Source organism: Amycolatopsis sp. NPDC034160 (assembly GCF_055575355.1).
In genome coordinates this window covers 28,431-51,897 of record NZ_JBVISU010000034.1, presented here as the reverse complement: position 1 = coordinate 51,897, position 23,467 = coordinate 28,431, and the positions used below count along the sequence as shown (strand labels likewise).

Here is a 23,467-nt window from a genome sequence, read left to right as displayed (position 1 = left end):
CCAAGGCTGAGGTGACCAAGGCTGAGGTGACCAAGGCTGAGGTGACCAAGGCTGAGGTGACCAAGGCTGAGGTGACCAAGGCTGAGGTGACCAAGGCTGAGGTGACCAAGGTCTTTTGATCTTTTGGAGTCGCGCGTTTTGGCCGTCAGGCCCCGGAAACGCGGCTGCGGGCCGCCTTCATGTTAACGGGCCGTGCCTCGACAAGGCACGGCCCGTAGACGCGTTTCCGGCCGCGCGATAAACAAACTAGTCCTCTTTGGACGGTCGGGCCTCCGGCGGGAGTACACCCCAGTCGATCAGCTGCTCGGTGAGCTCGCCGGGGGTCATGTCGTAGATGATCGCCAGCGAACGCAGGTCTTCCGTGCGGATGGAGAGCACCTTGCCGTTGTAGTCGCCGCGCTGGCTCTGGATGGTGGCGGCGTAGCGGGCGAGCGGCCCGACCTTTTCCGCCGGGAGCTGCTGGAGACGCTCCAGGTTGATGACGATCTTCGTGGCGGGTTCGGCGCCCGAGGGCACCCGGCCCTCCGGCAGCAGTTCGACCACCGGCACGCCGTAGAAATCGGCCAGCTCGGCGAGCTTCTGCACGGTCACGGCGCGGTCGCCACGCTCGTACGAACCGACGACGACGGCCTTCCACCGGCCTCCGGACTTCTGCTCGACCCCGTGCAGGGACAGGCCCTGCTGCTGGCGGATCCCGCGGAGCTTGGCCCCGAGCGCCTTGGCGTAATCGCCCATCTGGTGGTTCTCCGTTTCCTCACCCCCAACCGGTCGGCGTGACCGGTCCAGGGGACTCTAGAGTCGAATACTCAGAGTAATGGTTACGCATAGTTGTCACCAGGTCAAGCGGGTGCTTTCGCGAGGCCTTCGTCACCTGGGGCGCGCCACCCGTAAGAAGGAGGGCCCGCTCCTGCTAGTGTCGGTTCGATTTCCTCGCCAAGCAGGAAGTCGAGGTCTTTAAGGACCCGTCCAGAGAGGCGGGGAAGGAGGTCCGCCTTGTCGTCACGTCCACGTGGCGCGGCGGAACCGGCGGGAGAGCGTGAGCTGCTCTCGTCCGGCGATGTCGCGCGCACGATAGCCCGAATGGCCCATCAGGTCATCGAGAAGACCGCTCTCGGTGCCGGTGGCTCGACTCCACCCGTGTTGCTGGGCATCCCGACCAGGGGTACCCCGCTCGCCCTGCGGCTCGCGGACAAGATCGCCGAGTTCTCCGGCATCCGTCCGCCGACCGGCGCGCTGGACATCACGCTCTACCGTGATGATCTCCGCCGCCGCCCGCCCCGCGCGCTCGAACATTCGCAGCTGCCGCCGACCGGTATCGACGACGCGGTGGTGATCCTGGTCGACGACGTGCTGTTCTCCGGCCGCACCATCCGTGCCGCCCTCGACGCCCTGCGCGACCACGGCCGCCCGCGCGCGGTCCAGCTGGCCGTGCTGGTCGACCGCGGCCACCGCGAACTGCCGATCCGCGCCGACTACGTGGGCAAGAACGTGCCCACCTCGCGTGCCGAGGGAATCGAGGTCCTGCTGTCCGAAGTGGACGGACGGGACACGGTTCTGTTGCGGGCGCAATCAGAAGGAGACCGATCGTGAAGCACCTGCTCGCCACCGACGGGCTCGACCCGGCGCTCGCGACAGCCGTGCTGGACACCGCGGAGGAGCTCAAGCACACCCTGCTCGGCCGCGAGGTCCGCAAGCTCCCGACCCTGCGGGGCCGCACCGTCATCACGCTGTTCTACGAGAACTCGACCCGCACCCGCGTCTCGTTCGAGATCGCCGGGAAATGGATGAGCGCCGACGTGATCAACGTCTCCGCGTCCAGTTCTTCGGTCAACAAAGGCGAATCGCTGCGGGACACCGCGCTGACGCTGGCCGCGGCGGGCGCCGACTGCGTCATCATCCGGCACCCGGCTTCCGGGGCGGCGCAGCGGCTTTCGGGCTGGCTCGCCGAAGCCGGGACGGCGGTCGTCAACGCCGGCGACGGCACCCACGAGCACCCGACGCAGGCGCTGCTCGACGCGGCGACGTTGCGGGAGCGGCTCGGTTCGCTGGAAGGCCGCCGCATCGCGATCGTCGGAGACGTCCTGCACAGCCGGGTCGCGCGGTCGAACATCCACCTGCTGTCGGCGCTGGGGGCGGAGGTGGTGCTCGTCGCGCCACCGACGCTCCTGCCCGCCGGGGTGGAAAGCCTGCCGGTCACCGTGTCGCACGAACTCGACGCCGAACTGCCCGCGGTCGACGCGGTCATGATGCTGCGAGTGCAAGCGGAACGGATGACAGCCGGGGGGCCAGGGCAGAGCTTTTTCCCCTCTGCGCGCGAGTATTCGATCGCCTACGGCCTCAACGAACGACGGATGAAGCTGCTGCCCGAGCACGCCGTCGTCCTGCACCCCGGTCCGATGCTGCGCGGGATGGAGATCGCTTCGGCGGTCGCCGACTCCCCGGCCTCGGCCATCACCGAACAGGTCCGCAACGGCGTCCACGTGCGCATGGCGGTCCTTTATCACTTGCTTGCCAGCGAAGGAGCCGCCGCGTGACCACCGTCCTGATCAAGGGCGCCCGACCCTACGGCGAGGGCGATCCGGTCGACGTGCTCGTCGAGGACGGGGTCATCACCGACATCGGGTCCCTCGACACCCAGGCCGACGACACCGCCGTCGAGGTGATCGAAGCGGGCGGCCAGGTGCTGCTCCCCGGTTTCGTCGACCTGCACACCCATCTGCGCGAACCCGGCCGCGAAGACACCGAGACCATCGCCACCGGTTCGGCCGCGGCCGCGCTCGGTGGCTACACCGCGGTGTTCGCCATGGCCAACACCGACCCGGTGGCCGACAACGCGGTGATCGTCGACCACGTGTGGCGGCGCGGCCAGGAGGCCGGGCTCGTCGACGTGCACCCGGTCGGCGCGGTCACCGTGGGCCTCAAGGGCGAGAAGCTCGCCGAACTGGGCACCATGTCGAAGTCCGAGGCCCAGGTGAAGGTCTTCTCCGACGACGGCCTCTGCGTCGCGGACCCGCTGCTCATGCGCCGCGCGCTGGAGTACTCGACCGCGCTGGGCGTCGTCATCGCCCAGCACGCCGAAGAGCCGCGGTTGACCGTCGGCGCGCAGGCGCACGAAGGTGAGCAGTCCGCGCGCCTGGGCTACACCGGCTGGCCCGCCTCGGCGGAGGAGTCGATCGTCGCCCGCGACTGCCTGCTGGCCCAGCACGCGAACGCGCGGCTGCACGTCTGCCACGTGTCCACCTCGGGCACGGCCGAGATCCTGAAATGGGCCAAGGAGCGCGGCACCAAGGTCTCGGCCGAGGTCACCCCGCACCATCTGCTGCTGACCGACGAGCGGCTCGCGACCTACGACCCGGTCAACAAGGTCAACCCGCCGCTGCGCACCCAGTCCGACGCCGAGAAGCTGCGCGCCGCGCTGGCCGAGGGCGTCATCGACTGCGTCGCCACCGACCACGCGCCGCACGCCGTCCAGGACAAGGACTGCGAGTGGAACTCGGCCCGCCCCGGCATGCTCGGCCTGCAGACCGCGCTGTCGATCGTGGTCGAGACCATGGTCCGCACCGGACTGCTGGACTGGCGGGGTGTCGCGCGGGTGATGAGCGAACGGCCCGCCGAGATCGGGAACCTGTCCGATCACGGCCGTCCGATCGAGGTCGGCGAACCGGCCAACCTGACGCTGATCGACCCGGACACCGAATGGACCGTACGAGGAGCAGAGTTCGCGAGTATCGCGGCCAACACCCCGTACGAAGGAATGCGGCTCCCCGGCGTGGTGACGGCGACGTTGCTGCGCGGGCGGATCACCGCGCGGGAAGGGAAGATCGCATCATGAGCGACCGGATTCTGCTGACCCTCGCGGTCTTCGTCTTCTTCCTGTTCTGCGTCTTCCTGATGTGGCGCGGCTGGCGGCGGAAGTCGCGGACTCAGAGCGTCCAGGTGCCGCCGTTCGCCGAGATCCCGGCGGAGCCCGGTGAGGCGTTGCTCGAATCGACCGGTCTCTACGTCAGCACGACGACGGCGGGGCACTGGCAGGACCGCGTGGTCACCCGCGGCGCCGGCCTGCGCACCGGCGCGGTCTGGCGGCTGCACGAAGACGGCGTCGCCATCGAACGCGGCGGCGCCCCGGACTTCTGGATCCCGCGGCCGGCGATCACCGGCGTCCGCAAGGACAAGGGGATGGCCGGAAAGGTGATGGGCATCGACGCGCTGCTCGTCATCACCTGGCTGGCCGGGGACGTCGAACTGGACACCGGATTCCGCGGCGACGACGTCGACGACTATCCACAGTGGATCGAAGCTTTGCAAGACACTCGCAACGACATCAAGGGAGGTGCCTGATGAGCACCGCTAACGGCACCCGTAGCGCGGCCGCACTGGTCCTCGAAGACGGCCGGATCTTCCGGGGCTCCGCGTACGGGGCACGGGGACGCAGTCTGGGCGAGGCGGTGTTCTGCACCGGCATGACCGGCTACCAGGAGACGCTGACCGACCCCTCCTACCACCGCCAGATCGTGGTCCAGACCGCGCCGCAGATCGGCAACACCGGCTGGAACGACGAGGACGACGAGTCGGCCCGCATCTGGGTCTCGGGTTACGTCGTCCGCGACCCGGCGCGCACCCCGTCCAACTGGCGCTCCAAGCGCACGCTGGACGAGGAACTGGAGCGCCAGGGCGTCGTCGGCATCTCCGAGGTGGACACCCGCACGCTGACCCGGCACCTGCGCGAGCAGGGCGCGATGCGATCCGGCGTCTTCTCGGGTGACGCGCTCGGCACCGACGAGGAGATGCTCGCCGAGGTGAAGGCCAGCCCGCAGATGAAGGGCGCCGACCTCGCCGGCGAGGTCACCACGAAGCAGTCGTATGTGGTCGAGGCGCAGGGGGAGACCCGCTTCCGCGTGGCCGCCCTCGACCTGGGCATCAAGTCCAACACCCCGCGCATGATGGCCGCGCGCGGCATCGAGGTGCACGTCCTGCCCTCGTCGTCCACTGTGGATGAACTGCTCGCGGTCGAGGCGGACGGTGTCTTCCTCTCCAACGGTCCCGGCGACCCGGCGACCACCGCGCATGCCACGGAGCTGACGAAAGCGGTGCTGCAGCGGGAAATCCCGCTGTTCGGCATCTGCTTCGGCAACCAGATCCTCGGCCGCGCGCTGGGGCTGGGCACCTACAAGATGCGCTACGGCCATCGGGGGATCAACATCCCGGTGATCGACGTGGCGACGAAACGCGTCGCGATCACCGCGCAGAACCATGGTTTCGCCCTCGAAGGCGAACCGGGCCAGCGGTTCGAGACGCCGTTCGGCGCCGCGCAGATCTCGCACTACTGCCCGAACGACGACACCGTCGAAGGTGTCCGCGCGTTCGACGTCCCCGCGTTCTCGGTGCAGTACCACCCCGAGGCCGCCGCCGGCCCGCACGACGCGGCCCCCCTGTTCGATGAGTTCGTCGCTTTGATGGAGAAGGCCAAGTAATGCCGAAGAGGACAGACATCCAGCACGTGCTGGTCATCGGCTCCGGGCCGATCGTGATCGGCCAGGCCGCCGAGTTCGACTACTCCGGCACCCAGGCCTGCCGTGTGCTCCGCGAAGAGGGCCTGCGGGTCTCGCTGGTGAACTCGAACCCGGCGACGATCATGACCGACCCCGAGTTCGCCGACGCCACCTACATCGAGCCGGTCACGCCGGACTTCGTCGAGAAGGTCATCGCCGTCGAACGTCCCGACGCGATCCTGGCGACCCTCGGCGGGCAAACGGCGCTCAACTGCGCCGTCGCCCTGCACGAGCGCGGTGTGCTGGAGAAGTACGGCGTCGAGCTGATCGGTGCCGACATCGACGCCATCCAGCGCGGCGAGGACCGGCAGAAGTTCAAGGACATCGTCCGCGCGATCGGCGCCGACGTGCCGCGCTCGCGGGTCTGCCACGACATGGACGAGGTCCGGGCGACCGTCGCCGAGGTCGGCCTCCCGGTGGTCATCCGGCCGTCGTTCACCATGGGCGGGCTCGGCTCGGGCATGGCGCACACCGACGCGGAACTGGAGCGCCTGGCGTCCACCGGTCTCACCGAGTCGCCGGTCACCGAGGTGCTCATCGAGGAGAGCGTCCTCGGCTGGAAGGAGTTCGAACTCGAGCTCATGCGCGACCGGCACGACAACGTGGTGGTCGTCTGCTCGATCGAGAACATCGACGCGATGGGCGTGCACACCGGCGACTCGGTCACCGTCGCGCCCGCGATGACCCTGACCGACCGCGAGTACCAGCACATGCGCGACGTCGGCATCGCGGTCCTGCGCGAGGTCGGCGTCGACACCGGCGGCTGCAACATCCAGTTCGCGATCAACCCCGAGGACGGCCGCATGGTCGTCATCGAGATGAACCCGCGCGTGTCCCGCTCCAGCGCGCTGGCGTCTAAGGCGACCGGCTTCCCGATCGCCAAGATCGCCGCGAAACTCGCCATCGGCTACACCCTCGACGAGATCCGCAACGACATCACCGGCGAGACCCCGGCGGCCTTCGAGCCGACGCTGGACTACGTCGTGGTGAAGGTGCCGCGGTTCGCCTTCGAGAAGTTCCCCGGCGCGGACCCGACGCTGACCACGACGATGAAGAGCGTCGGCGAGGCGATGTCGTTCGGCCGCAGCTTCCCCGAGGCGCTCGGCAAGGCACTGCGGTCCATCGACACCAAGGCCACCGGCTTCTGGACCCGCCCCGACCCCGAAGGCGCGACCAAGGAGTCCATTTTGGACGCCTTGCGCACGCCGCACGACGGGCGGATCTACGAGGTCGAGCGGGCGCTGCGGTTCGGTGCCACCGTCAAGCAGATCCACGAGGCGTCGGGGATCGACCCGTGGTTCATCGACCAGATCGCCCTCATCGGCGAGGTCGGCTCGGAGGTCCGCGACGCGCTCGTGCTGGATGAGCCGCTGCTGCGGCGTGCCAAGCGCACCGGTCTCTCGGATTGCCAGATCGCCGCGCTGCGGCCGGAACTGGCCGGGGAGGACGGCGTCCGCGCGCTGCGGCGCCGTCTCGGCGTGCGGCCGGTGTACAAGACCGTCGACACCTGCGCGGCCGAATTCGCGGCCAAGACGCCGTACCACTACTCGGCCTACGAGACCGATCCCGCGGCGCAGTCGGAGATCACCGCGCAGACCGACAAGCCGAAGGTGCTGATCCTCGGCTCCGGGCCGAACCGCATCGGGCAGGGCATCGAGTTCGACTACTCGTGCGTGCACGCCGCGATCGCCTTGCGCGAGGCCGGTTTCGAAGCGGTCATGGTCAACTGCAACCCCGAGACCGTCTCCACCGACTACGACACCTCGGACAGGCTCTACTTCGAGCCGCTCTCGTTCGAGGACGTGCTGGAAGTGGTCAACGCCGAACAGGAGTCGGGCACCGTCGCCGGTGTCATCGTGCAGCTGGGCGGCCAGACCCCGCTCTCGCTCGCGAAGCGCCTCGCCGACGCCGGTGTGCCGGTGATCGGTACCTCCCCGGACGCGATCCACCTCGCCGAGGACCGCGGCGCGTTCGGCGAGGTCCTCACCGACGCCGGGCTGCCCGCGCCGAAGTACGGCACGGCGACCTCGTTCGAGGGCGCCAAGCGGATCGCCGACAAGATCGGTTACCCGGTGCTGGTGCGGCCGTCCTACGTGCTCGGCGGACGCGGCATGGAGATCGTGTACGACGAGGAATCCCTCGCCGGCTACATCCACCGCGCCACCGAGGTCACCCCCGAGCACCCGGTGCTGGTGGACCGATTCCTCGACGACGCGATCGAGATCGACGTCGACGCGCTCTTCGACGGCGACGAACTGTTCCTCGGCGGCGTCATGGAACACATCGAGGAGGCCGGGATCCACTCCGGCGACTCGTCGTGCGCGCTCCCGCCGATCACGCTGGGCCGGACCGACATCGAGACGGTGCGCCGCTCGACCGAGGCCATCGCGCGCGGCGTCGGCGTCCGCGGGCTGCTGAACGTCCAGTACGCGCTCAAGGACGACGTCCTCTACGTCCTGGAGGCCAACCCGCGCGCCTCGCGGACGGTGCCGTTCGTGTCGAAGGCGACCGCGGTGCCGCTGGCGAAGGCCGCGGCGCTGATCATGACCGGGTCGTCAATCAAGGACCTGCGCGCCTCCGGCGTGCTCCCGGCCGAAGGGGACGGCGGCCACATGCCCGCCGATTCGCCGGTCGCGGTCAAGGAGGCGGTCCTGCCGTTCCACCGCTTCCGCACCCCCGAGGGGCACGGCGTCGACTCGCTGCTCGGCCCGGAGATGAAGTCCACCGGTGAGGTCATGGGCGTGGACGTCTCCTTCGGCAAGGCGTTCGCCAAGTCGCAGGCCGGCGCCTACGGTTCGCTGCCGACGTCGGGCAAGGTGTTCGTCTCCGTCGCCAACCGCGACAAGCGTTCGCTGGTGTTCCCGGTGAAGCGGCTGGCGGACCTCGGCTTCGAGATCCTCGCCACCTCCGGTACCGCGGAAGTGTTGCGGCGCAACGGAATCCCCTGCACCGTCGTGCGCAAGCACTACGAAGGTTCGGCCGAAGGGGAGCAGAACGTCGTCGACGTCATCCTCAGTGGCGAGGTGCAGATGGTGATCAACACCCCGTACGGCAACAGCGGGCCGCGTATCGACGGCTACGAGATCCGCACGGCCGCGGTGTCGCGGGACATCCCGTGCATCACCACGGTGCAGGGCGCGGCGGCGGCCGTGCACGGCATCGAGGCCGTCATCAAGGGCGACATCGGTGTGCGGTCGCTGCAAAGCCTCCAGGCGGCGCTCAAGGCCAAGGCATGAGCGAACGGTTCGGGGCGAGGCTGGCGCGAGCGGTCGCGGAAAAGGGACCGCTTTGCGCCGGGATCGACCCCCACCCCGGGTTGCTTCAGGCGTGGGGTCTTCCGGCGGACGCGGGCGGTTTGGAGAAGTTCGCCCTGACCGCCGCTGAGACGATCGCGCCTGAGGTCGCGGTGATCAAGCCCCAGTCGGCCTTTTTCGAGGCCTACGGGCCTCCTGGGGTCGCCGTTCTGGCCAAGACGATGAAGGTGTGCCGGGAAGCGGGCGCGCTCGTCCTGCTGGACGTCAAACGCGGCGACATCGGTTCGACGATGGCGGCGTACACGGCGGCGTTCCTGCCGTCCGGCGCGGAACTCGAGGCCGACGCCATCACCGTGTCGCCGTACCTCGGCTTCGGTTCGCTGGCGCCCGCGATCGACGTTGCGCAGACGCAAGGCAAGGGGCTGTTCGTCCTCGCGCGCACCTCCAACCCGGAGGCGCAGGGACTGCAGAACGCCTTGCTGCCCAACGGAAAGACCGTCGCTCAGGACATCGTCGACACCGCCGGCGCGTACAACGCCGGTGTCGGGCCGCTGGGTGACATCGGGGTCGTCGTCGGCGCCACCATCGCGCCGGGAGAGCTCGATCTGAGCGCGTTGAACGGTCCCGTCCTGGCACCCGGTTTCGGGGCCCAGGGAGCCACCGTGGCCGATTTGCGGGGTCTTTTCGGGTCAGGACTGCCGGGTGTGCTCCCGGCGTCTTCTCGCGACGTTCTCAAGCACGGACCGGACCCCGAGGCGTTGCGTGCGTCCGTTCGGCGGACACGGGATTCCCTCACCTCCCTGGAAAACGGCCAATAGCAGGCCCGGGAATCGGTCATGACCAGCCACCCCCGCATTGTGGGCCGAGGTAACGGGTGGGTACCGTCGCCACACCCACCCAGATTTGAGAACTACCGGAGGAAAACGTGGCACTTCCCCAGCTGACAGAGGAACAGCGCGCTGCGGCGCTGGAGAAGGCCGCCGCCGCCCGCCGCATCCGTGCTGAGCTGAAGGAGCGGCTGAAGCGGGGCGGTACCACTCTGGTCGACGTGTTGAAGCAGGCCGAGGAGAACGAAGTCCTCGGCAAGATGAAGGTCTCGGCTCTGCTCGAGGCTCTTCCGGGCGTCGGCAAGGTCCGTGCCCAGCAGACCATGGAACGACTGGAGATCGCACCCAGCCGTCGTCTTCGCGGCCTCGGCGACCGGCAGCGCAAGGCGCTGCTGGCCGAATTCAGCGGCGAGTGAGCGGCGACGGTCAGGACCACCCGGTGAACCCGGGCGCTGACCGCGGCGGTGAGCCGGTGGCGGGAGTTTTTTCCCGGCACCGGCTCACGGTCGTATCGGGGCCATCGGGAGTCGGGAAGTCGAGCGTGGTGGGGGAGCTGCGCAAGCTGGATCCGGAGATCTATTTCAGTGTCTCGGTGACCACCAGGAAGCCGAGGCCGGGTGAGGTCGACGGCGAGCACTACCACTTCATCGACCGAGCCGAGTTCGACCGCATGGTGGCCGAGGGCAGGCTGCTGGAGCACGCCGAGTTCACCGGCAACTGCTACGGCACCCCGCGCGAGCCCGTCGAGCGGGCTCTGGCGGCCGGGCGCAACGCGGTACTGGAGATCGAACTCCAGGGCGCGCGGCAGGTCCGCAAGGCGATGCCGGAGGCCCGGCTGGTGATGCTCATGCCGCCGTCCTGGGCGGAACTGGTCGGCAGGCTCACCGGGCGCGGCACCGAGAGCGAGGCCGCCGTCCAGGCGAGGCTGGCCGAGGCCGAGCGTGAACTGGCCGCCGCCGGGGAGTTCGACGAGCGCGTCGTCAACGCCGACGTGCGGGATGCCGCCGAGCAGTTGCTAAACTTGATAACCGGCGACCAGAACTTTGAAGATTCGGAGCACCACGAGTGACCCAGGCCATCCTGAACGAAGAACTCGAAGGCATCACCAACCCGCCCATCGACGACCTGCTCGAAAAGGTCAGCTCGAAGTACGCGTTGGCGATCTACGCGGCCAAGCGCGCTCGTCAGATCAACGACTACTACGCCCAGCTGGGCGAGGGCCTGCTGGAGTACGTCGGCCCGCTGGTCGAGCCGGGCCCGCGCGAGAAGCCGCTGTCCATCGCCCTGCGCGAGATCCACGGTGGCCTGCTCGAGCACACCGAGGGTGAGTAGGTACTCGATGGCCACGGCGGCTGTCAAGGCGACAGCAGGTCGCGGTGCCGCGCGGAACCGCCGAGAACACCGTTGAGTAAACCCAAGATCGTCCTGGGTGTGGGCGGCGGGATCGCCGCTTACAAGGCCTGTGAGGTCCTGCGCGGACTGACCGAATCCGGTCACGACGTCCGCGTGGTCCCCACCGAAGCCGCGCTGAACTTCGTCGGCGCGGCCACCTTCGAGGCGTTGTCCGGGCATCCGGTGCACACCGGCGTGTTCACGGAGGTGCCCGAGGTCCAGCACGTCCGCGTCGGCAAGGAAGCCGATCTGGTGCTGGTCGTGCCCGCCACGGCGAACCTGCTCGCCAAGGCCGCGCACGGCATCGCGGACGATCTGCTGACGAACACCCTGCTCACCGCCCGGTGCCCGGTCGCCTTCTTCCCGGCGATGCACACCGAGATGTGGGAGCACCCGGCCACCCGCGACAACGTGGCGCTGCTGCGCTCGCGCGGGCTGGTCGTCGCCGAACCCGCCGCCGGCAGGCTCACCGGGGCCGACACCGGCAAAGGCCGCCTGGCCGACCCGGCCGAGATCGTCGACCTCGCCCGGCTCCTGCTCGCCGTGCCGAACGCCCTCCCGCGCGACCTCGAAGGCGTGCGCGTGGCGATTTCGGCGGGCGGCACGCGTGAACCGCTGGATCCGGTCCGGTACCTGGGGAACCGCTCGTCGGGCAAACAGGGCTACGCGCTGGCCCGCGTCGCCGTGCAGCGCGGCGCCGAGGTCACCCTGGTCACCGCGCACACCGTCGCGTTGCCGGAACCGGCGGGCGCGAAGGTCGTCCACGTGTCGACGGCCGAGGAGATGCGCCAGGCGATGCACGCCGAGGCCGCCTCCGCCGACGTCGTCGTGATGGCGGCCGCCGTCGCCGATTTCCGGCCGTCGAACCGGGCCGAGCACAAGATCAAGAAGTCCGACGACTCGCCGGATCCCGTCGTCGAACTCGCCCGCAACGCGGACATCCTGGCCGAACTGGTGCGGAATCGGACCGAAGGCCGGTTGATCGTGGGGTTCGCCGCGGAAACAGGGGACGACAAGGGTGGCGTTCTCGATCACGCTCGGGTCAAATTGAAGCGCAAGGGTGCTGATCTGCTGGTGGTGAACGCCGTCGGCGAGGGAAAGGCGTTCGGGACCGAGGACAACTCGGGTTGGCTTCTGGGGGCCGACGGAACCGAGATCCCGATCCCGCTCGGCGCCAAGGCGGAACTCGCGTCCACATTGTGGGACGCAGTTGTGACCTTGATGAAGCGTTGACCGCGCCTTGAACGATAGTCAGTACGCTTGAGTGCAAGCTAAGGGGTGCCTAACTTTCTGGGCATCAGACGTCTAGGTGAGGAAGTGACGGCCACCGTGACCGCGTCCACGAGCAGACTGTTCACATCGGAATCGGTGACCGAAGGTCATCCCGACAAGATTTGCGACGCCATCAGCGACTCCATCCTGGACGGCCTGCTGGCGAAGGACCCCCGCAGCCGGGTGGCGGTCGAAACCCTCATCACCACCGGACAGGTGCATGTCGCCGGCGAGGTGACCACCGAGGCCTACGCGGACATCCCGACCATCGTCCGCGATGTGATCCTGAAGATCGGCTACGACTCTTCGGCCAAGGGCTTCGACGGCAACTCCTGCGGCGTCAACGTCGCCATCGGCTCCCAGTCGCCCGACATCGCGCAGGGTGTCGACACCGCGTACGAGTCCCGCGTCGAGTCCGACGAGGACGAGATCAACCGCCAGGGTGCCGGCGACCAGGGCCTGATGTTCGGCTACGCCTGCTCGGACACCCCCGAGCTGATGCCGCTGCCGATCGCGCTCGCGCACCGGCTCTCGCAGCGGCTGACCCGGGTCCGCAAGGAGGGCGTGCTGCCGTACCTGCGCCCGGACGGCAAGACCCAGGTCACCATCGAGTACGCCGGTGACCAGCCGGTGCGGCTCGACACGGTGGTCGTGTCCACCCAGCACGCCGACGGCATCGACCTCGAGCAGATGCTCGGCGTCGACGTCCGCGAGCACGTGGTCGCGCCGGAGCTCGCCGAGCTCGGCCTCGACACCTCCGACGTGCGGCTGCTGGTGAACCCGACCGGCCGCTTCGTCATCGGCGGCCCGATGGGTGACGCGGGCCTGACCGGCCGCAAGATCATCGTCGACACCTACGGCGGCATGGCCCGCCACGGTGGCGGCGCGTTCTCCGGCAAGGATCCCTCCAAGGTGGACCGCTCGGCCGCGTACGCGATGCGCTGGGTGGCGAAGAACGTCATCGCCGCCGGGCTCGCCTCACGCGCCGAGGTCCAGGTCGCGTACGCGATCGGCAAGGCGGCCCCGGTGGGCCTCTTCGTCGAGACCTTCGGCACCGAGACGGTCGACCCGTCGAAGATCCAGGCCGCCATCACGGAGGTCTTCGACCTGCGTCCGGCCGCGATCATCCGCGACCTTGACCTGCTTCGCCCGATCTACGCGCCGACGGCCGCGTACGGTCACTTCGGTCGTCCCGAGCTGAATCTCCCGTGGGAGAGCACGGCGCGGGCGGCGGACCTGAAGTCGGCCGCGGGCGCCTGATCCGTCCGCTCCTTCCGTGAAGGCCTCCTTGCCTACCCTCAAGGTAGGGAAGGAGGCCTTCACCACGTCACGGGCCTGCAGTGGCGATGGGCCTGTGCCTGCCGCGAGTACATGAAGGGGCCTTCATGTACTCGGGAAGTCGGGCAGGAGCGCGTGCGACGCGACGGACCGTTCATCGCACGCGGTGACAGGCAGTGGCGGCGGAGTCTGGTAGAGATCACCGGGTGAGCAGCAGTTCCGAACCGACCCCGCTGTGGGAGCTTCCAGAGCCGCCGAAGGCCGAGCCGTCGCGGAAGGCCAAACCGTCGCGCGCGAAAGCCGCCAGCCGCCGGGGAGCGCAGAACCCCGCGCCCGAGAACCCGGTCGCCCGTGTCGTCGTGGACATCCCGCTCACGCACCTCGACCGGACCTTCGACTATCAAATCCCGGAGAAGCTGCACGAAGCCGCCGTGCCCGGCTGCCGGGTGCGCGTCCGGTTCGCGGGCCAGCTCGTCGACGGGTATCTCGTCGAACGCGCCGACACCACGGAGTTCACCGGGAAGCTCGCGTACATCGACAGGGTGACCTCTAGCGAGCCGGTGCTGCCTCCGGCGTTGCACACGCTCTGCCGGTCGGTCGCGGACCGGTACGGCGGCACCCTCAGCGACGTCCTGCGGCTGGCCATCCCGTCCCGGCACGCGAAGGTCGAGGGTGAGCCGCCCGCCGAGCCCGCGTCGACGCCGGAGGCACCCGAAACCACGGCGTGGGAGAAGTACCAGAGCGGGCCCGCGTTCCTGGAGGCCGTCGCGGAACGGCGTCCCGCCAACGCCGTCTGGCAGGCGCTGCCGGGGGAGGACTGGCCGCGCCGCCTCGCCGAAGCCGCCGCGGTGGCGGCCGCGGCCGGACGCGGTGTGGTGATGGTCGTCCCCGACCATCGTGACCTCACGCGGTTGTACGACGCGTGCGCCGAGCTGATGGGCGCCGATGCCGTCGTCGCGCTGATCGCCGGGCTGGGTCCGGCCGAGCGCTATCGTCGCTGGCTCGCGGTGTTGCGCGGCGCGGTCCGCGTCGTCGTCGGCACGCGCGCGGCGATGTTCGCGCCGGTGGCCGATCCGGGGTTCTTCGTGGTGTGGGACGACGGTGACGACGTCCACCTCGATCAGCACGCGCCGTATCCCCACGTCCGCGACGTGCTGATGGATCGCGCGCACGCCGCGAAGGGGTCGATGCTCGTCGCCGGTTTCGCGCGGACCGCAGAGGCGCAGTTCCTGGTGGAGTCGGGGTGGGCACAGCCACTCGTGGCGGCCCGGCCCGAATTGCGGGCCGCCGCACCGCGCGTCACGCCGGTCGGCGAGGACTTCGACGTCGCCCGGGACGAAGCGGCGAAGGCGGCACGGCTCCCGTCCGTCGCGTTCGAAGCGGCGCGGCAGTCGCTGGCAGGCGGATTCCCCGTGCTGGTGCAGGTTCCGCGTCGGGGGTATGTGCCCGGGCTCGCCTGCGGCAACTGCCGGACGTCGGCGCACTGCCGTCGGTGCGCGGGTCCGCTTTCCTTGCCGGGTGGCTTGATCGACGGCTCACCGAGGCCGCCGGCCTGCCGGTGGTGCGGCGTCCCCGAGACGAACTTCCATTGCGCGGCTTGCGGTTCCGTCCGGCTGCGGGCGGTCGTCGTCGGCTCCAAGCGGACCGCGGAAGAACTGGGCCGCGCCTTCTCGGGATTCCCCGTGCGGACGTCGGGCGCGTCGGAGGTTTTGGCCTCCGTGCCCGGGAAACCGGCGCTGGTGGTGTGCACTCCCGGAGCCGAGCCGATCGCGGAAGGCGGCTACGGCGCGGCACTGCTGCTGGACGGCTGGGCGTTGCTGGGGCGGCAGGACCTGCGCGCGGGGGAGGAGACTTTGCGCCGCTGGATGGCGGCCGCGGCGCTGGTGCGGCCGGGAACCGAAGGCGGACGTGTGTTCGTCGGCGCCGAAGCGGGTCTCGCGGTCGTGCAGGCGCTGGTGCGCTGGGATCCGGGCTGGCACGCGAGTCAGGAACTGGCCGAACGGCGCGAACTCGGCTTCCCGCCCGCGATGCGGATGGCGAGTATCGAGGGCACCCCGGACGCGGTCGCCGGACTGCTCGACGACCTCGCCCTGCCGGAGACCGGCGAGGTGCTGGGTCCGGTGCCGCTCGGCGACGTCGACGAGGACGGCAACGCCGAACGTGAGCGCGCCCTGGTCCGGGTCGCGCGTCCGCACGGGAAGGCGCTCGCCGCCGCCGTCCACGCGGCCGCCGCCCGGCGGGACGCGCGCAAGGCGTCCGAGCCCATCCGAATCCAACTGGACCCCCTGGAGCTCATCTAGGCCCCGGAAAACCCGCGTTTCGTCCTCTAAATGCGGTCCTTGCACACGCAACTACCGCATTTAGAGGACGAAATGCACGGTTAGAGGGTCGTGCCAGGGATCGCGAGGACGTCGGCGCGGGGCGAAGCGCCCGGAGTGGGCGTAACGGGTGTGGTGGCCGGGCCACCGATAGCGGCGGTGAGCAGCGTGACGATCTGCGCCGAGATCGCCGCCCGCCGCGCCTCGAAATCGGCGTCGGTCAGCGCCGAGGGATCAGCGGGCGTGCCGAGTACGGGCGTGTGCAGATGCCCGCCCGCGACACCGTCCAGACCGAGGCCCGTCCGGAGCCGGTTACTGCGGTACATCGACTCATTGGACAGGTAGTTGCCACCCCCGCCGGAAGCCGCGACCTCGCCGGGCTTCGGCGCGTCCGTCCGGCAGACCGCGGTCCCGGTGCCCGGCTTCGTGCTGTCCGGCCAGACACAGAACGCCTGGTTGTACAGCACCTGATAAGCCCCGGCGGGCGCGGCGAGCATCTTTTCGTACGGCAGCGTGGTTTCGATGAACTGGACGTCGGGCTGCGGCCACCCGGCGGCCGGCGGGACCTGGCCGGTGACGGCATCGTCGAGGTTGTCCGGGAAACCGCCGCGCCACGCACCGGCCCACCGTTCGATGTCGAACCGGCCGGGACGGCCCTGGCTGATCGTCATGATCAGTTCCGGGCGGCGGAAGCGGTCCTTGAACGCCTTGCCGTAGGCCGCCTCGACGATGCCCGCGTCGAAGTAGCTCCACACCACCGGGAACGACACCGCCTGCACCAGCGCGGGACCGGTCGGGGTCTGGATCACCTTGCCGTCCAGGTGCAGCGCGGCCGCACCCGCCGGGTTCGCGATGCGGACGCCCGCGCCGTTGAGGGTGAACGGGTCGAAGCCGCTCACCAGCACTCGGCGCAACGACGGGCCGAACGGGAAGCGGGAGTCGTCGAGGCCCCGGGCACCGACGTCGAATGTCTTCAGCAGCTCCACGCGGGCGGGGGCGGACAGCGGGAAGCGCGGCGTCCACTGGCGCAGCGCCTTGCTCATCCGCAGACGCGCCCAGTACAGCGGCCGATCGTCGGCCTTGTCGATGCTGCCGAGGTCGGGACGGCGGCCCTGCGCGCGGTCGACGGCGGTCCGCCACAGCCCGTCACCGGCGGTTTCCGCGAGCTTCTCGGCGCGCGCGGCGGTCTTCGTGGCGCAGAGACGCGTCGTGAAGTCGGAGACGAGCTCGTCGAATCCGGCGAGCCGGACCAGTTCCGGGCCGACGGCGGGGCCACCTGACGGCATCGTCGCGGTGAGGCGGCGTTCCTCGACCGTGACGGCCGCCGAGTCGTCGAAACAGGCACGCGTGGTTTCCGCCTGCGCGACGCCGGGGACCGCGAGTACGGGAAGGGCGACGAGCAGCGGAAGGACCGCGCTCCATCGCCTGCCGGGAGTCTTCATGGACCGCATTCTGCTCATCGTGGCAAGACCGCACTACCGACCTTCGCAGGGCCGCGCGACACTTGTCCGAGGTGGACAGGCGGGGCAGACTCGCGCCATGGCCGCGCACAGAAGCACTCTGGGACGCATCACCGCAGTCACCGCGATCGCCACCCTGGTCGGCACAGCCGCGCCGGGTATCGCGGCCGCGGCACCACCGACACCCAAATCCCCGACCGCCGTCGGCTATCTGGGCGCGGTGTCGAGCATCGACGCGGACGCGACCGCGATCGGCACGAAGATCCTGCGCGAGGGCGGCAACGCCGTCGACGCGGCCGTCGCGACCGCAGCCGCGCTCGGCGTCACCGACCCGTTCTCCGCCGGGTTCGGCGGTGGCGGCTTCTTCGTCTACTACGACGCGCGCACCGGCAAGGTGCACACCCTCGACGGCCGCGAGACCGCGCCGTCCACCGCGAACGAGAACCTCTTCGTCGAGAACGGCAAGACGATCCCGTTCGCCGAAGCCGTCACCAGCGGACTCGGCGTCGGCGTGCCCGGTACGCCCGCCACCTGGCAGGAAGCCCTGCGGAAGTGGGGGACCAGGTCGCTGGCGAAGGCGGTCAAGCCCGCCGAAGACCTCGCCCGCAAGGGCTTCACCGTCGACCAGACCTTCACCAGCCAGATCGCCAACAATGCCGCCCGTTTCTCGGCGTTCCCGTCGACCCGGTCGCTGTATCTGCCCGGTGGCGTGCCGCCCGCGGTCGGCACGACGTTCAAGAACCCCGACCTCGCGGGCACGTACGCGCAACTCGCCGCGAAGGGCACCGACGTCCTCTATCACGGGCCGATCGGCGCGGACGTCGTCAAGACCGTGCGGACGCCGCCGGTCGACCCCGCCTCGACGCTGAAGGTGCGTCCCGGCGACATGACCGCGGCCGACCTCGCCAAGTACCGCGTCGTGGAGCGCAAGCCGACCAAGACCGAGTACCGCGGCCTCGACGTCTACGGCATGCCCGCGCCGTCGTCCGGCGGGCTGACCGTCGGCGAGGCGCTGAACATCCTCGAGAACACGAAGCTTTCGAAGCTGGAGAAGGCCGACTACCTGCACTACTTCCTAGAGTCGACCCGGTACGCCTTCGCCGACCGTAACCGGTGGATCGGCGACCCGGCGTTCGTGGACGTCCCCGCGAAGGAACTGATCAGCCAGAAGTTCGCCGACAGCCGCGCGTGCCTGATCGACCCGGCGAAGGCCGGGACGAGCCCGGTGGCGCCCGCCGACCCGCGTAAGCCGACTCCGTGTGTCGCGGGGACAAACCCCGCGCCGACGCCGTACGAGGGCGAGAACACCACGCATCTCACGGTCGCCGACCGGTGGGGCAACGTCGTCGCCTACACGCTGACCATCGAGCAGGAGGGCGGCAGCGGCATCGTCGTCCCGGGCCGCGGGTTCCTGCTCAACAACGAGCTGACCGACTTCTCGTTCACGCCGGTGACGCCGGGCGTGCCCGATCCGAACCTGCCCGGTCCGGCGAAACGGCCGCGTTCGTCGATGGCGCCGACCATCGTGCTCGATCACGGCAAGCCGCTGCTCGCGGTCGGTTCGCCCGGTGGCGCGTCGATCATCACCACGGTGCTGCAGATCCTCACCGGCCGCATCGACCGCGGGCTCAAGCTGGTCGACGCGATCGCCGAACCGCGCGCCTCGCAGCGGAACTCGGCGGCCGCGCAGGTCGAGCAGGCGTTCCTCGACCAGACCGAGGTGCTCACGGCGCTGAAGGCCAAGGGACAGGGCTTCTCGACGGCGCCCGCGGAGATCGGGGCGGCGACCGGTGTCGAACGGCTGCGGGACGGGCGCTGGCTCGCCGCCGCCGAACCCACGCGGCGAGGTGGTGGCGCGGCGGCCGTCGTGCTGCCCTGGCCCTGGCCACGCCAGTAAGGACCGACCTTAGGTGACCGGCAGTATGTCTCCCGGGAGCGCGTCAGCGCGACGGGAGACTTCACCGTCGCGCGCCTCTTTTGGCCGAAGGCCACGGCAACATTTTGCGGGGCGCCCCCTGTGCAGGGGTGACGTGATAGCGGTGTCGCGCCCTGCGGAATGTTTCCGTCAGCGCGCGACATAGAATCACCGCGATGCGCCTCGTCTTCGCCGGTACCCCCGAACCCGCCGTCCCGTCGCTGCGCGCGCTCCTCGCGTCCGAACAGCACGAGGTCGTCGCCGTCGTGACCCGTCCGGACGCGCAGGCAGGCCGCGGCCGCCGGGTCGTCCGCTCCCCGATCGGCGCGCTGGCCGACGAGCACGGGATCGAGGTGTTGACCCCGCCCAAGGCGAGCGACCCCGCGTTCCTCGCCCGGCTCGCGGAGATCGCCCCCGACGCGTGCCCCGTCGTCGCGTACGGGGCGCTGCTGCCCCAGGCCGCGCTGGACATCCCGAAGCACGGCTGGGTCAACCTGCACTTCTCGCTGCTGCCCGCGTGGCGCGGCGCCGCGCCGGTCCAGGCCGCGATCCGCGCCGGGGACGAGATCACCGGCGCCTCGACGTTCCGCATCGTCAAGGAACTCGACGCGGGCCCGGTCTTCGGGGTGATCACCGAGCGGATCGGCGAGACCGACACCGCGGGTGAAACTTTAGGCAGGCTGGCGGAGTCCGGGGCGAAGCTGCTCGTGTCCACGATGGACGGAATCGCCGACGGCACGCTGCGCGCGGTCGAGCAGGCCGGTGACGGCGTGAGCTACGCGCCCAAGGTGACCGTCGAGGACGCGCGGGTCTCGTTCGCCGACCCGGCCACCGCGGTCGACCGGCAGATCCGCGCGGTCAGCCCGGAACCCGGCGCGTGGGCGGAGTTCCGCGGCGAGCGGCTGAAACTCGGGCCGGTGACGGTCGTCGACGAACCGGGGCCCCCGCCGGGCGAACTGGTCGTGGAACGCAAGCGGGTCCTGGTCGGCACGGCGTCGAAGCCGGTGCGGCTGGGCGAAGTGCAGGCGCAGGGGAAGAAGCGGATGGCGGCCACCGATTGGGCGCGCGGTACGAGGATCGAACAAGGAGAGCGCCTGCAGTGAACGAGCGTAGGGAACGTCGGCCGTCGAGGCCGGAGCGAGGCCGCCCTGGTCCGCGTAAAGAAGGGCCCAGCCGCCCGCCGCAGATCGATCCGGCCCGGCAGGTCGCCTTCGACGTCCTGCGCGCGGTCCGGGAAGACGACGCGTACGCGAACCTGGTGCTGCCGCAACTGCTGCGCACCCGCCGGATCTCCGGCCGTGACGCGGCGCTGGCCACCGAACTGACTTACGGGACCTGCCGCGCGGTCGGCATGTTGGACGCCGTCATCGAAGCCTGCCTCGTCGACCGCCCGCTGGCCAAGGTGGACGCCGTCGTGCTCGACGGGCTGCGGCTCGGGGCGTACCAGCTGCTGCGCACCCGGATCCCCGAGCATGCCGCCGTCACGTCCACTGTGGACCTCGTCCGCGCCGAAGTCGGTTCCTGGATCGCGGGTTTCGTCAACGCCGTGCTCCGTTCGGTGTCCGAAAAGGACGAAGAGGCCTGGCTGGAGCAGCTGGCCCCGGACGAGGCCGTCGACCCCATCGGCGCGTACGCGCTGCGGACGGCGCACCCGCGCTGGGTCGCCCGGTCGTTCGCGGAAGCGCTGGGGGACAAGGGAGCCGAACTGAAGGCGGCGCTCGAGGCCGACGACGACCGGCCCGACGTGCATCTGGTCGCCCGCCCCGGTGAGATCAGCGCCGACGAGCTGGCCGCCATCACCGGCGGCGACGTCGCCCCGTATTCGCCGTACGGCGTCCGGATGCCCGCGGGCTCCGGCGACCCCGGCGACGTCGAGCCGATCAAGGAAAAGCTGGCCGCAGTCCAGGACGAGGGCAGCCAGCTGTGCGCGGTCGCCGTCACGAAGGTGCCGCTCACCGGCTCCGACGAACGCTGGCTGGACCTGTGCGCCGGCCCCGGTGGCAAGGCCGCGCTGCTGGGCGCGCTCGCGTCGATCAGTGGCGCGACCGTCGACGCCGTCGAAAAGGCGCCGCACCGCGCGAAGCTGATCGAGAACGTCGTCCAGGGCCTTCCGGTGACGGTCCACGTCGCCGATGGCCGGGAGTCCGGTCTCGAACCGGGTTACGACCGTGTCCTGGTCGACGCGCCATGCAGTGGCCTCGGCTCGTTGCGGCGTCGTCCGGAAGCGCGCTGGCGCCGTCAGCCCGGCGACATCTCGGACCTGACGAAACTGCAGGGCCAGCTGATCACCGCGGCGCTGGACCTGGTCCGCCCCGGCGGCATCGTCACCTACGTCGTCTGCTCGCCACATCTGGCCGAGACCGAAGGAGTCGTGGGGGAGACCGCGCGCCGCGCGGGCGCCGAGGTCGTCGACGCGCGGGAGTTCTTCCCGGGTGTCCCGAAACTCGGCAACGGCCCGTACGTGCAGCTGTGGCCGCACCGTCACGGCACCGACGCGATGTTCTGCGCCGTCCTGCGGAAGCCGGATTCCGCCGGGTGAGCAGGGTTCTCGGCCTGGTCGCGAGCTCGTGCGGCGGACTGGACGTCCGGTTCGCCGCACAGCTCGCGCGACCGGCCGCGGACCGCGGCTGGGAGCTCGCGATCACCCTCACCCCGACCGCGGCCCGCTGGCTGGAGAAGACCGGCGGGCTCGGTGAGCTGGAGAAGCTCACCGAGCTGCCGGTCCGCAGTACCTCCCGGCTGCCGGGCGAACCACGCCCGCATCCGGATCCCGCGGTGTTCCTGTTCGCGCCCGCGTCCGCGAACTCCGTGGCGAAACTGGCCTTGGGCATCGCCGACAACCAGGCGCTGACCCTGCTCGGCGACGTCCTCGGCACGCCGGGCATCACGATCGCGGTCGGCTATCAGATCCAGGACACCCGGGTGCACCACCCGGCGTGGCGACGGCATCTCGACACGCTCGCGTCAGCGGGTGTCACCACTGCCCGGCTGACGCCCGAAGCGCCCTGGACCTCCGTGCTCGATCTGCTCCCGGCGCCTTAGCGGGCGCAGAACCCGGTGTCCAGCGCCTTCGCGAGGTCGTCCGACGCCTTGTCCGGCAGCGGGTCCTGGTTCACGACCACGTTCACCCGCCTGCCGTGCGGGACGGCGCCCGACAGGTTCGCGAAGCCGACGATGTTCCCGCCGTGTCCCCAGAACCTGCCACCGCACGAAAGCGGCACGGACGCGATGCCGAGCCCGTATTCCGCGCCGGGAAGGCCGACAGGCGCCGGAACGGTCCGCCGCATCTCCGCCTGCTGTGCCCGCGGAAGGAGATGTCCGTCGACGAGCGCGCCGAAGAAGCGGTTCAGGTCCTCACCGGTCGAAACCAGCCCACCGGAGGCTCCGGCCGCCGACGGGTCGAATTCGGTGAAGTCGACCGGCCCCGGCGCATAGCCCCTGGCGTGGGGTGACGGCAGGCGCTCGTCGCCGCGCACCGGCAGGTACGTGTCGCGCAGACCGAGCGGTGCGGTGATCCGGCCGCGGATCTCGGCGGTGACCGGGCGCCCGGTGAGCTTCTCGATGAGCATTCCGGCGACGATGTAGTTCGTGTTGGAGTACGACCAGCTCGTGCCGGGCGCGAACAACGGCGGATGCGCGAGGCCGATCGCCACCAGTTCTTCCGGCTCCGCACCGCGGTGCCGCCACTCGTCGATATCGAGGTCACGCACGTAGTCGTAGAGACCGCTGGTGTGCTGGAGCAGCTGCCGGACGGTGATCTTCGTGCCGTCGTTGCCGTTCCCGCGCACGAGACCGGGCAGGTACCGGTCGATCGGCGTGTCCAGCCGGACCTTCCCCTCGGCCACCAGCTGCAGCACCACGACGGCGACGAAGGTCTTGGTGACGCTGGCCGCCCGGAACTTCGCACCGTGCGGGAACGGCGTCCGGGTCTCGACGTTCCCGACGCCTTCGCGTTCCGACCACGTCCGCCCGGACGCGCTCGTCACGGTCGCCTGAGCGCCGGGAACTCCGTCCTGCACCAGTGTTTTCAGTGCCTTGTCGACTTCGTCGCGTGGCTTGGCCACGGCGAGCGCCGGTGCGGCGGTCGTGGTGCCCAGCAACGCGACCAGTGCGCCGATCGCGATGATCTTCCTGCCTGGCAAGGTTTTTCGCATCAACCAAAGCTAGGGGCGCCGCGACCGGGCGGCCATGGGGCAGACCCC

20 protein-coding genes are annotated in these 23,467 nt (G+C 70.0%); 17 read left to right on the top strand and 3 right to left on the bottom strand.

What is annotated here, in order from left to right; genetic code table 11:
* Positions 1 to 246: 246 nt before the first annotated feature.
* A complete protein-coding gene (gene bldD, locus ACZ54P_RS38760; protein WP_003096372.1) occupies positions 247 to 735 on the bottom strand; it encodes a transcriptional regulator BldD in 489 nt (162 codons plus the stop codon).
* A gap of 258 nt (positions 736 to 993) precedes the next feature.
* Between bldD and pyrR the strand changes: the two genes are divergently transcribed.
* From pyrR to ACZ54P_RS38695, 13 genes are all read left to right on the top strand, one after another.
* On the top strand, positions 994 to 1,590 hold the full coding sequence (pyrR, locus tag ACZ54P_RS38755) for a bifunctional pyr operon transcriptional regulator/uracil phosphoribosyltransferase PyrR (protein ID WP_465466592.1): 597 nt from the start codon (positions 994 to 996) through the stop codon (positions 1,588 to 1,590).
* Positions 1,587 to 2,534, top strand: coding sequence for an aspartate carbamoyltransferase catalytic subunit (locus tag ACZ54P_RS38750; RefSeq protein WP_465466591.1), 948 nt, complete (start codon positions 1,587 to 1,589; stop codon positions 2,532 to 2,534). Before pyrR ends, ACZ54P_RS38750 begins: the two co-directional genes overlap by 4 nt.
* A complete protein-coding gene (locus ACZ54P_RS38745) occupies positions 2,531 to 3,832 on the top strand; it encodes a dihydroorotase (protein WP_465466590.1) in 1,302 nt (433 codons plus the stop codon). Before ACZ54P_RS38750 ends, ACZ54P_RS38745 begins: the two co-directional genes overlap by 4 nt.
* Complete coding sequence (locus ACZ54P_RS38740; protein WP_465466589.1) at positions 3,829 to 4,338, top strand: PH-like domain-containing protein; 510 nt, start codon at positions 3,829 to 3,831, stop codon at positions 4,336 to 4,338. The genes ACZ54P_RS38745 and ACZ54P_RS38740 overlap by 4 nt, the downstream gene beginning before the upstream one ends.
* The gene (gene carA / locus ACZ54P_RS38735; RefSeq protein WP_465466588.1) at positions 4,338 to 5,471 is read left to right on the top strand and encodes a glutamine-hydrolyzing carbamoyl-phosphate synthase small subunit; all 1,134 of its coding nucleotides are present in this window, start codon (positions 4,338 to 4,340) and stop codon (positions 5,469 to 5,471) included. Before ACZ54P_RS38740 ends, carA begins: the two co-directional genes overlap by 1 nt.
* On the top strand, positions 5,471 to 8,785 hold the full coding sequence (gene carB, locus ACZ54P_RS38730) for a carbamoyl-phosphate synthase large subunit (RefSeq protein WP_465466587.1): 3,315 nt from the start codon (positions 5,471 to 5,473) through the stop codon (positions 8,783 to 8,785). Before carA ends, carB begins: the two co-directional genes overlap by 1 nt.
* Positions 8,782 to 9,621 (top strand): orotidine-5'-phosphate decarboxylase, encoded by an 840-nt coding sequence (pyrF, locus tag ACZ54P_RS38725; protein ID WP_465466586.1) that lies wholly within the window; start codon positions 8,782 to 8,784, stop codon positions 9,619 to 9,621. Before carB ends, pyrF begins: the two co-directional genes overlap by 4 nt.
* Before the next feature lie 107 nt (positions 9,622 to 9,728).
* Positions 9,729 to 10,046: an integration host factor, actinobacterial type gene (gene mihF, locus ACZ54P_RS38720; RefSeq protein WP_003096398.1), complete on the top strand. Its 318-nt coding sequence runs from the start codon at positions 9,729 to 9,731 to the stop codon at positions 10,044 to 10,046.
* Positions 10,043 to 10,699, top strand: coding sequence for a guanylate kinase (gene gmk, locus ACZ54P_RS38715; protein WP_465466585.1), 657 nt, complete (start codon positions 10,043 to 10,045; stop codon positions 10,697 to 10,699). Before mihF ends, gmk begins: the two co-directional genes overlap by 4 nt.
* A complete protein-coding gene (gene rpoZ, locus ACZ54P_RS38710) occupies positions 10,696 to 10,962 on the top strand; it encodes a DNA-directed RNA polymerase subunit omega (RefSeq protein WP_037320858.1) in 267 nt (88 codons plus the stop codon). The genes gmk and rpoZ overlap by 4 nt, the downstream gene beginning before the upstream one ends.
* A 72-nt stretch (positions 10,963 to 11,034) precedes the next feature.
* Positions 11,035 to 12,255: a bifunctional phosphopantothenoylcysteine decarboxylase/phosphopantothenate--cysteine ligase CoaBC gene (gene coaBC, locus ACZ54P_RS38705; protein ID WP_465466584.1), complete on the top strand. Its 1,221-nt coding sequence runs from the start codon at positions 11,035 to 11,037 to the stop codon at positions 12,253 to 12,255.
* 96 nt (positions 12,256 to 12,351) lie between these two features.
* Positions 12,352 to 13,554: a methionine adenosyltransferase gene (gene metK, locus ACZ54P_RS38700; RefSeq protein ID WP_465466608.1), complete on the top strand. Its 1,203-nt coding sequence runs from the start codon at positions 12,352 to 12,354 to the stop codon at positions 13,552 to 13,554.
* A 224-nt stretch (positions 13,555 to 13,778) separates the two neighbouring features.
* The gene (locus ACZ54P_RS38695) at positions 13,779 to 15,872 is read left to right on the top strand and encodes a primosomal protein N' (protein WP_465466583.1); all 2,094 of its coding nucleotides are present in this window, start codon (positions 13,779 to 13,781) and stop codon (positions 15,870 to 15,872) included.
* Positions 15,873 to 15,952: 80 nt separating this feature from the next.
* Here ACZ54P_RS38695 and ACZ54P_RS38690 read toward each other — a convergent pair whose 3' ends face one another.
* Positions 15,953 to 17,341, bottom strand: a complete 1,389-nt coding sequence (locus tag ACZ54P_RS38690; RefSeq protein WP_465466582.1) for a pyroglutamyl-peptidase I — start codon at positions 17,339 to 17,341, stop codon at positions 15,953 to 15,955.
* 88 nt (positions 17,342 to 17,429) lie between these two features.
* On the opposite strand from ACZ54P_RS38690, the gene ggt reads away from it, so the two are divergent.
* From ggt to ACZ54P_RS38670, 4 genes are all read left to right on the top strand, one after another.
* Positions 17,430 to 19,247: a gamma-glutamyltransferase gene (gene ggt / locus ACZ54P_RS38685; RefSeq protein ID WP_465466581.1), complete on the top strand. Its 1,818-nt coding sequence runs from the start codon at positions 17,430 to 17,432 to the stop codon at positions 19,245 to 19,247.
* A gap of 194 nt (positions 19,248 to 19,441) precedes the next feature.
* The gene (gene fmt, locus ACZ54P_RS38680; protein ID WP_465466580.1) at positions 19,442 to 20,368 is read left to right on the top strand and encodes a methionyl-tRNA formyltransferase; all 927 of its coding nucleotides are present in this window, start codon (positions 19,442 to 19,444) and stop codon (positions 20,366 to 20,368) included.
* On the top strand, positions 20,365 to 21,804 hold the full coding sequence (locus tag ACZ54P_RS38675; protein ID WP_465466579.1) for an RsmB/NOP family class I SAM-dependent RNA methyltransferase: 1,440 nt from the start codon (positions 20,365 to 20,367) through the stop codon (positions 21,802 to 21,804). Before fmt ends, ACZ54P_RS38675 begins: the two co-directional genes overlap by 4 nt.
* Positions 21,801 to 22,307 carry a flavoprotein gene (locus tag ACZ54P_RS38670; RefSeq protein ID WP_465466578.1) on the top strand — a complete coding sequence of 169 codons (507 nt, stop codon included), beginning with the start codon at positions 21,801 to 21,803 and terminating at the stop codon, positions 22,305 to 22,307. The genes ACZ54P_RS38675 and ACZ54P_RS38670 overlap by 4 nt, the downstream gene beginning before the upstream one ends.
* Here ACZ54P_RS38670 and ACZ54P_RS38665 read toward each other — a convergent pair.
* Positions 22,304 to 23,419: a serine hydrolase domain-containing protein gene (locus ACZ54P_RS38665; protein ID WP_465466577.1), complete on the bottom strand. Its 1,116-nt coding sequence runs from the start codon at positions 23,417 to 23,419 to the stop codon at positions 22,304 to 22,306. The genes ACZ54P_RS38670 and ACZ54P_RS38665 overlap by 4 nt on opposite strands.
* Between the last annotated feature and the right edge of the window lie 48 nt (positions 23,420 to 23,467).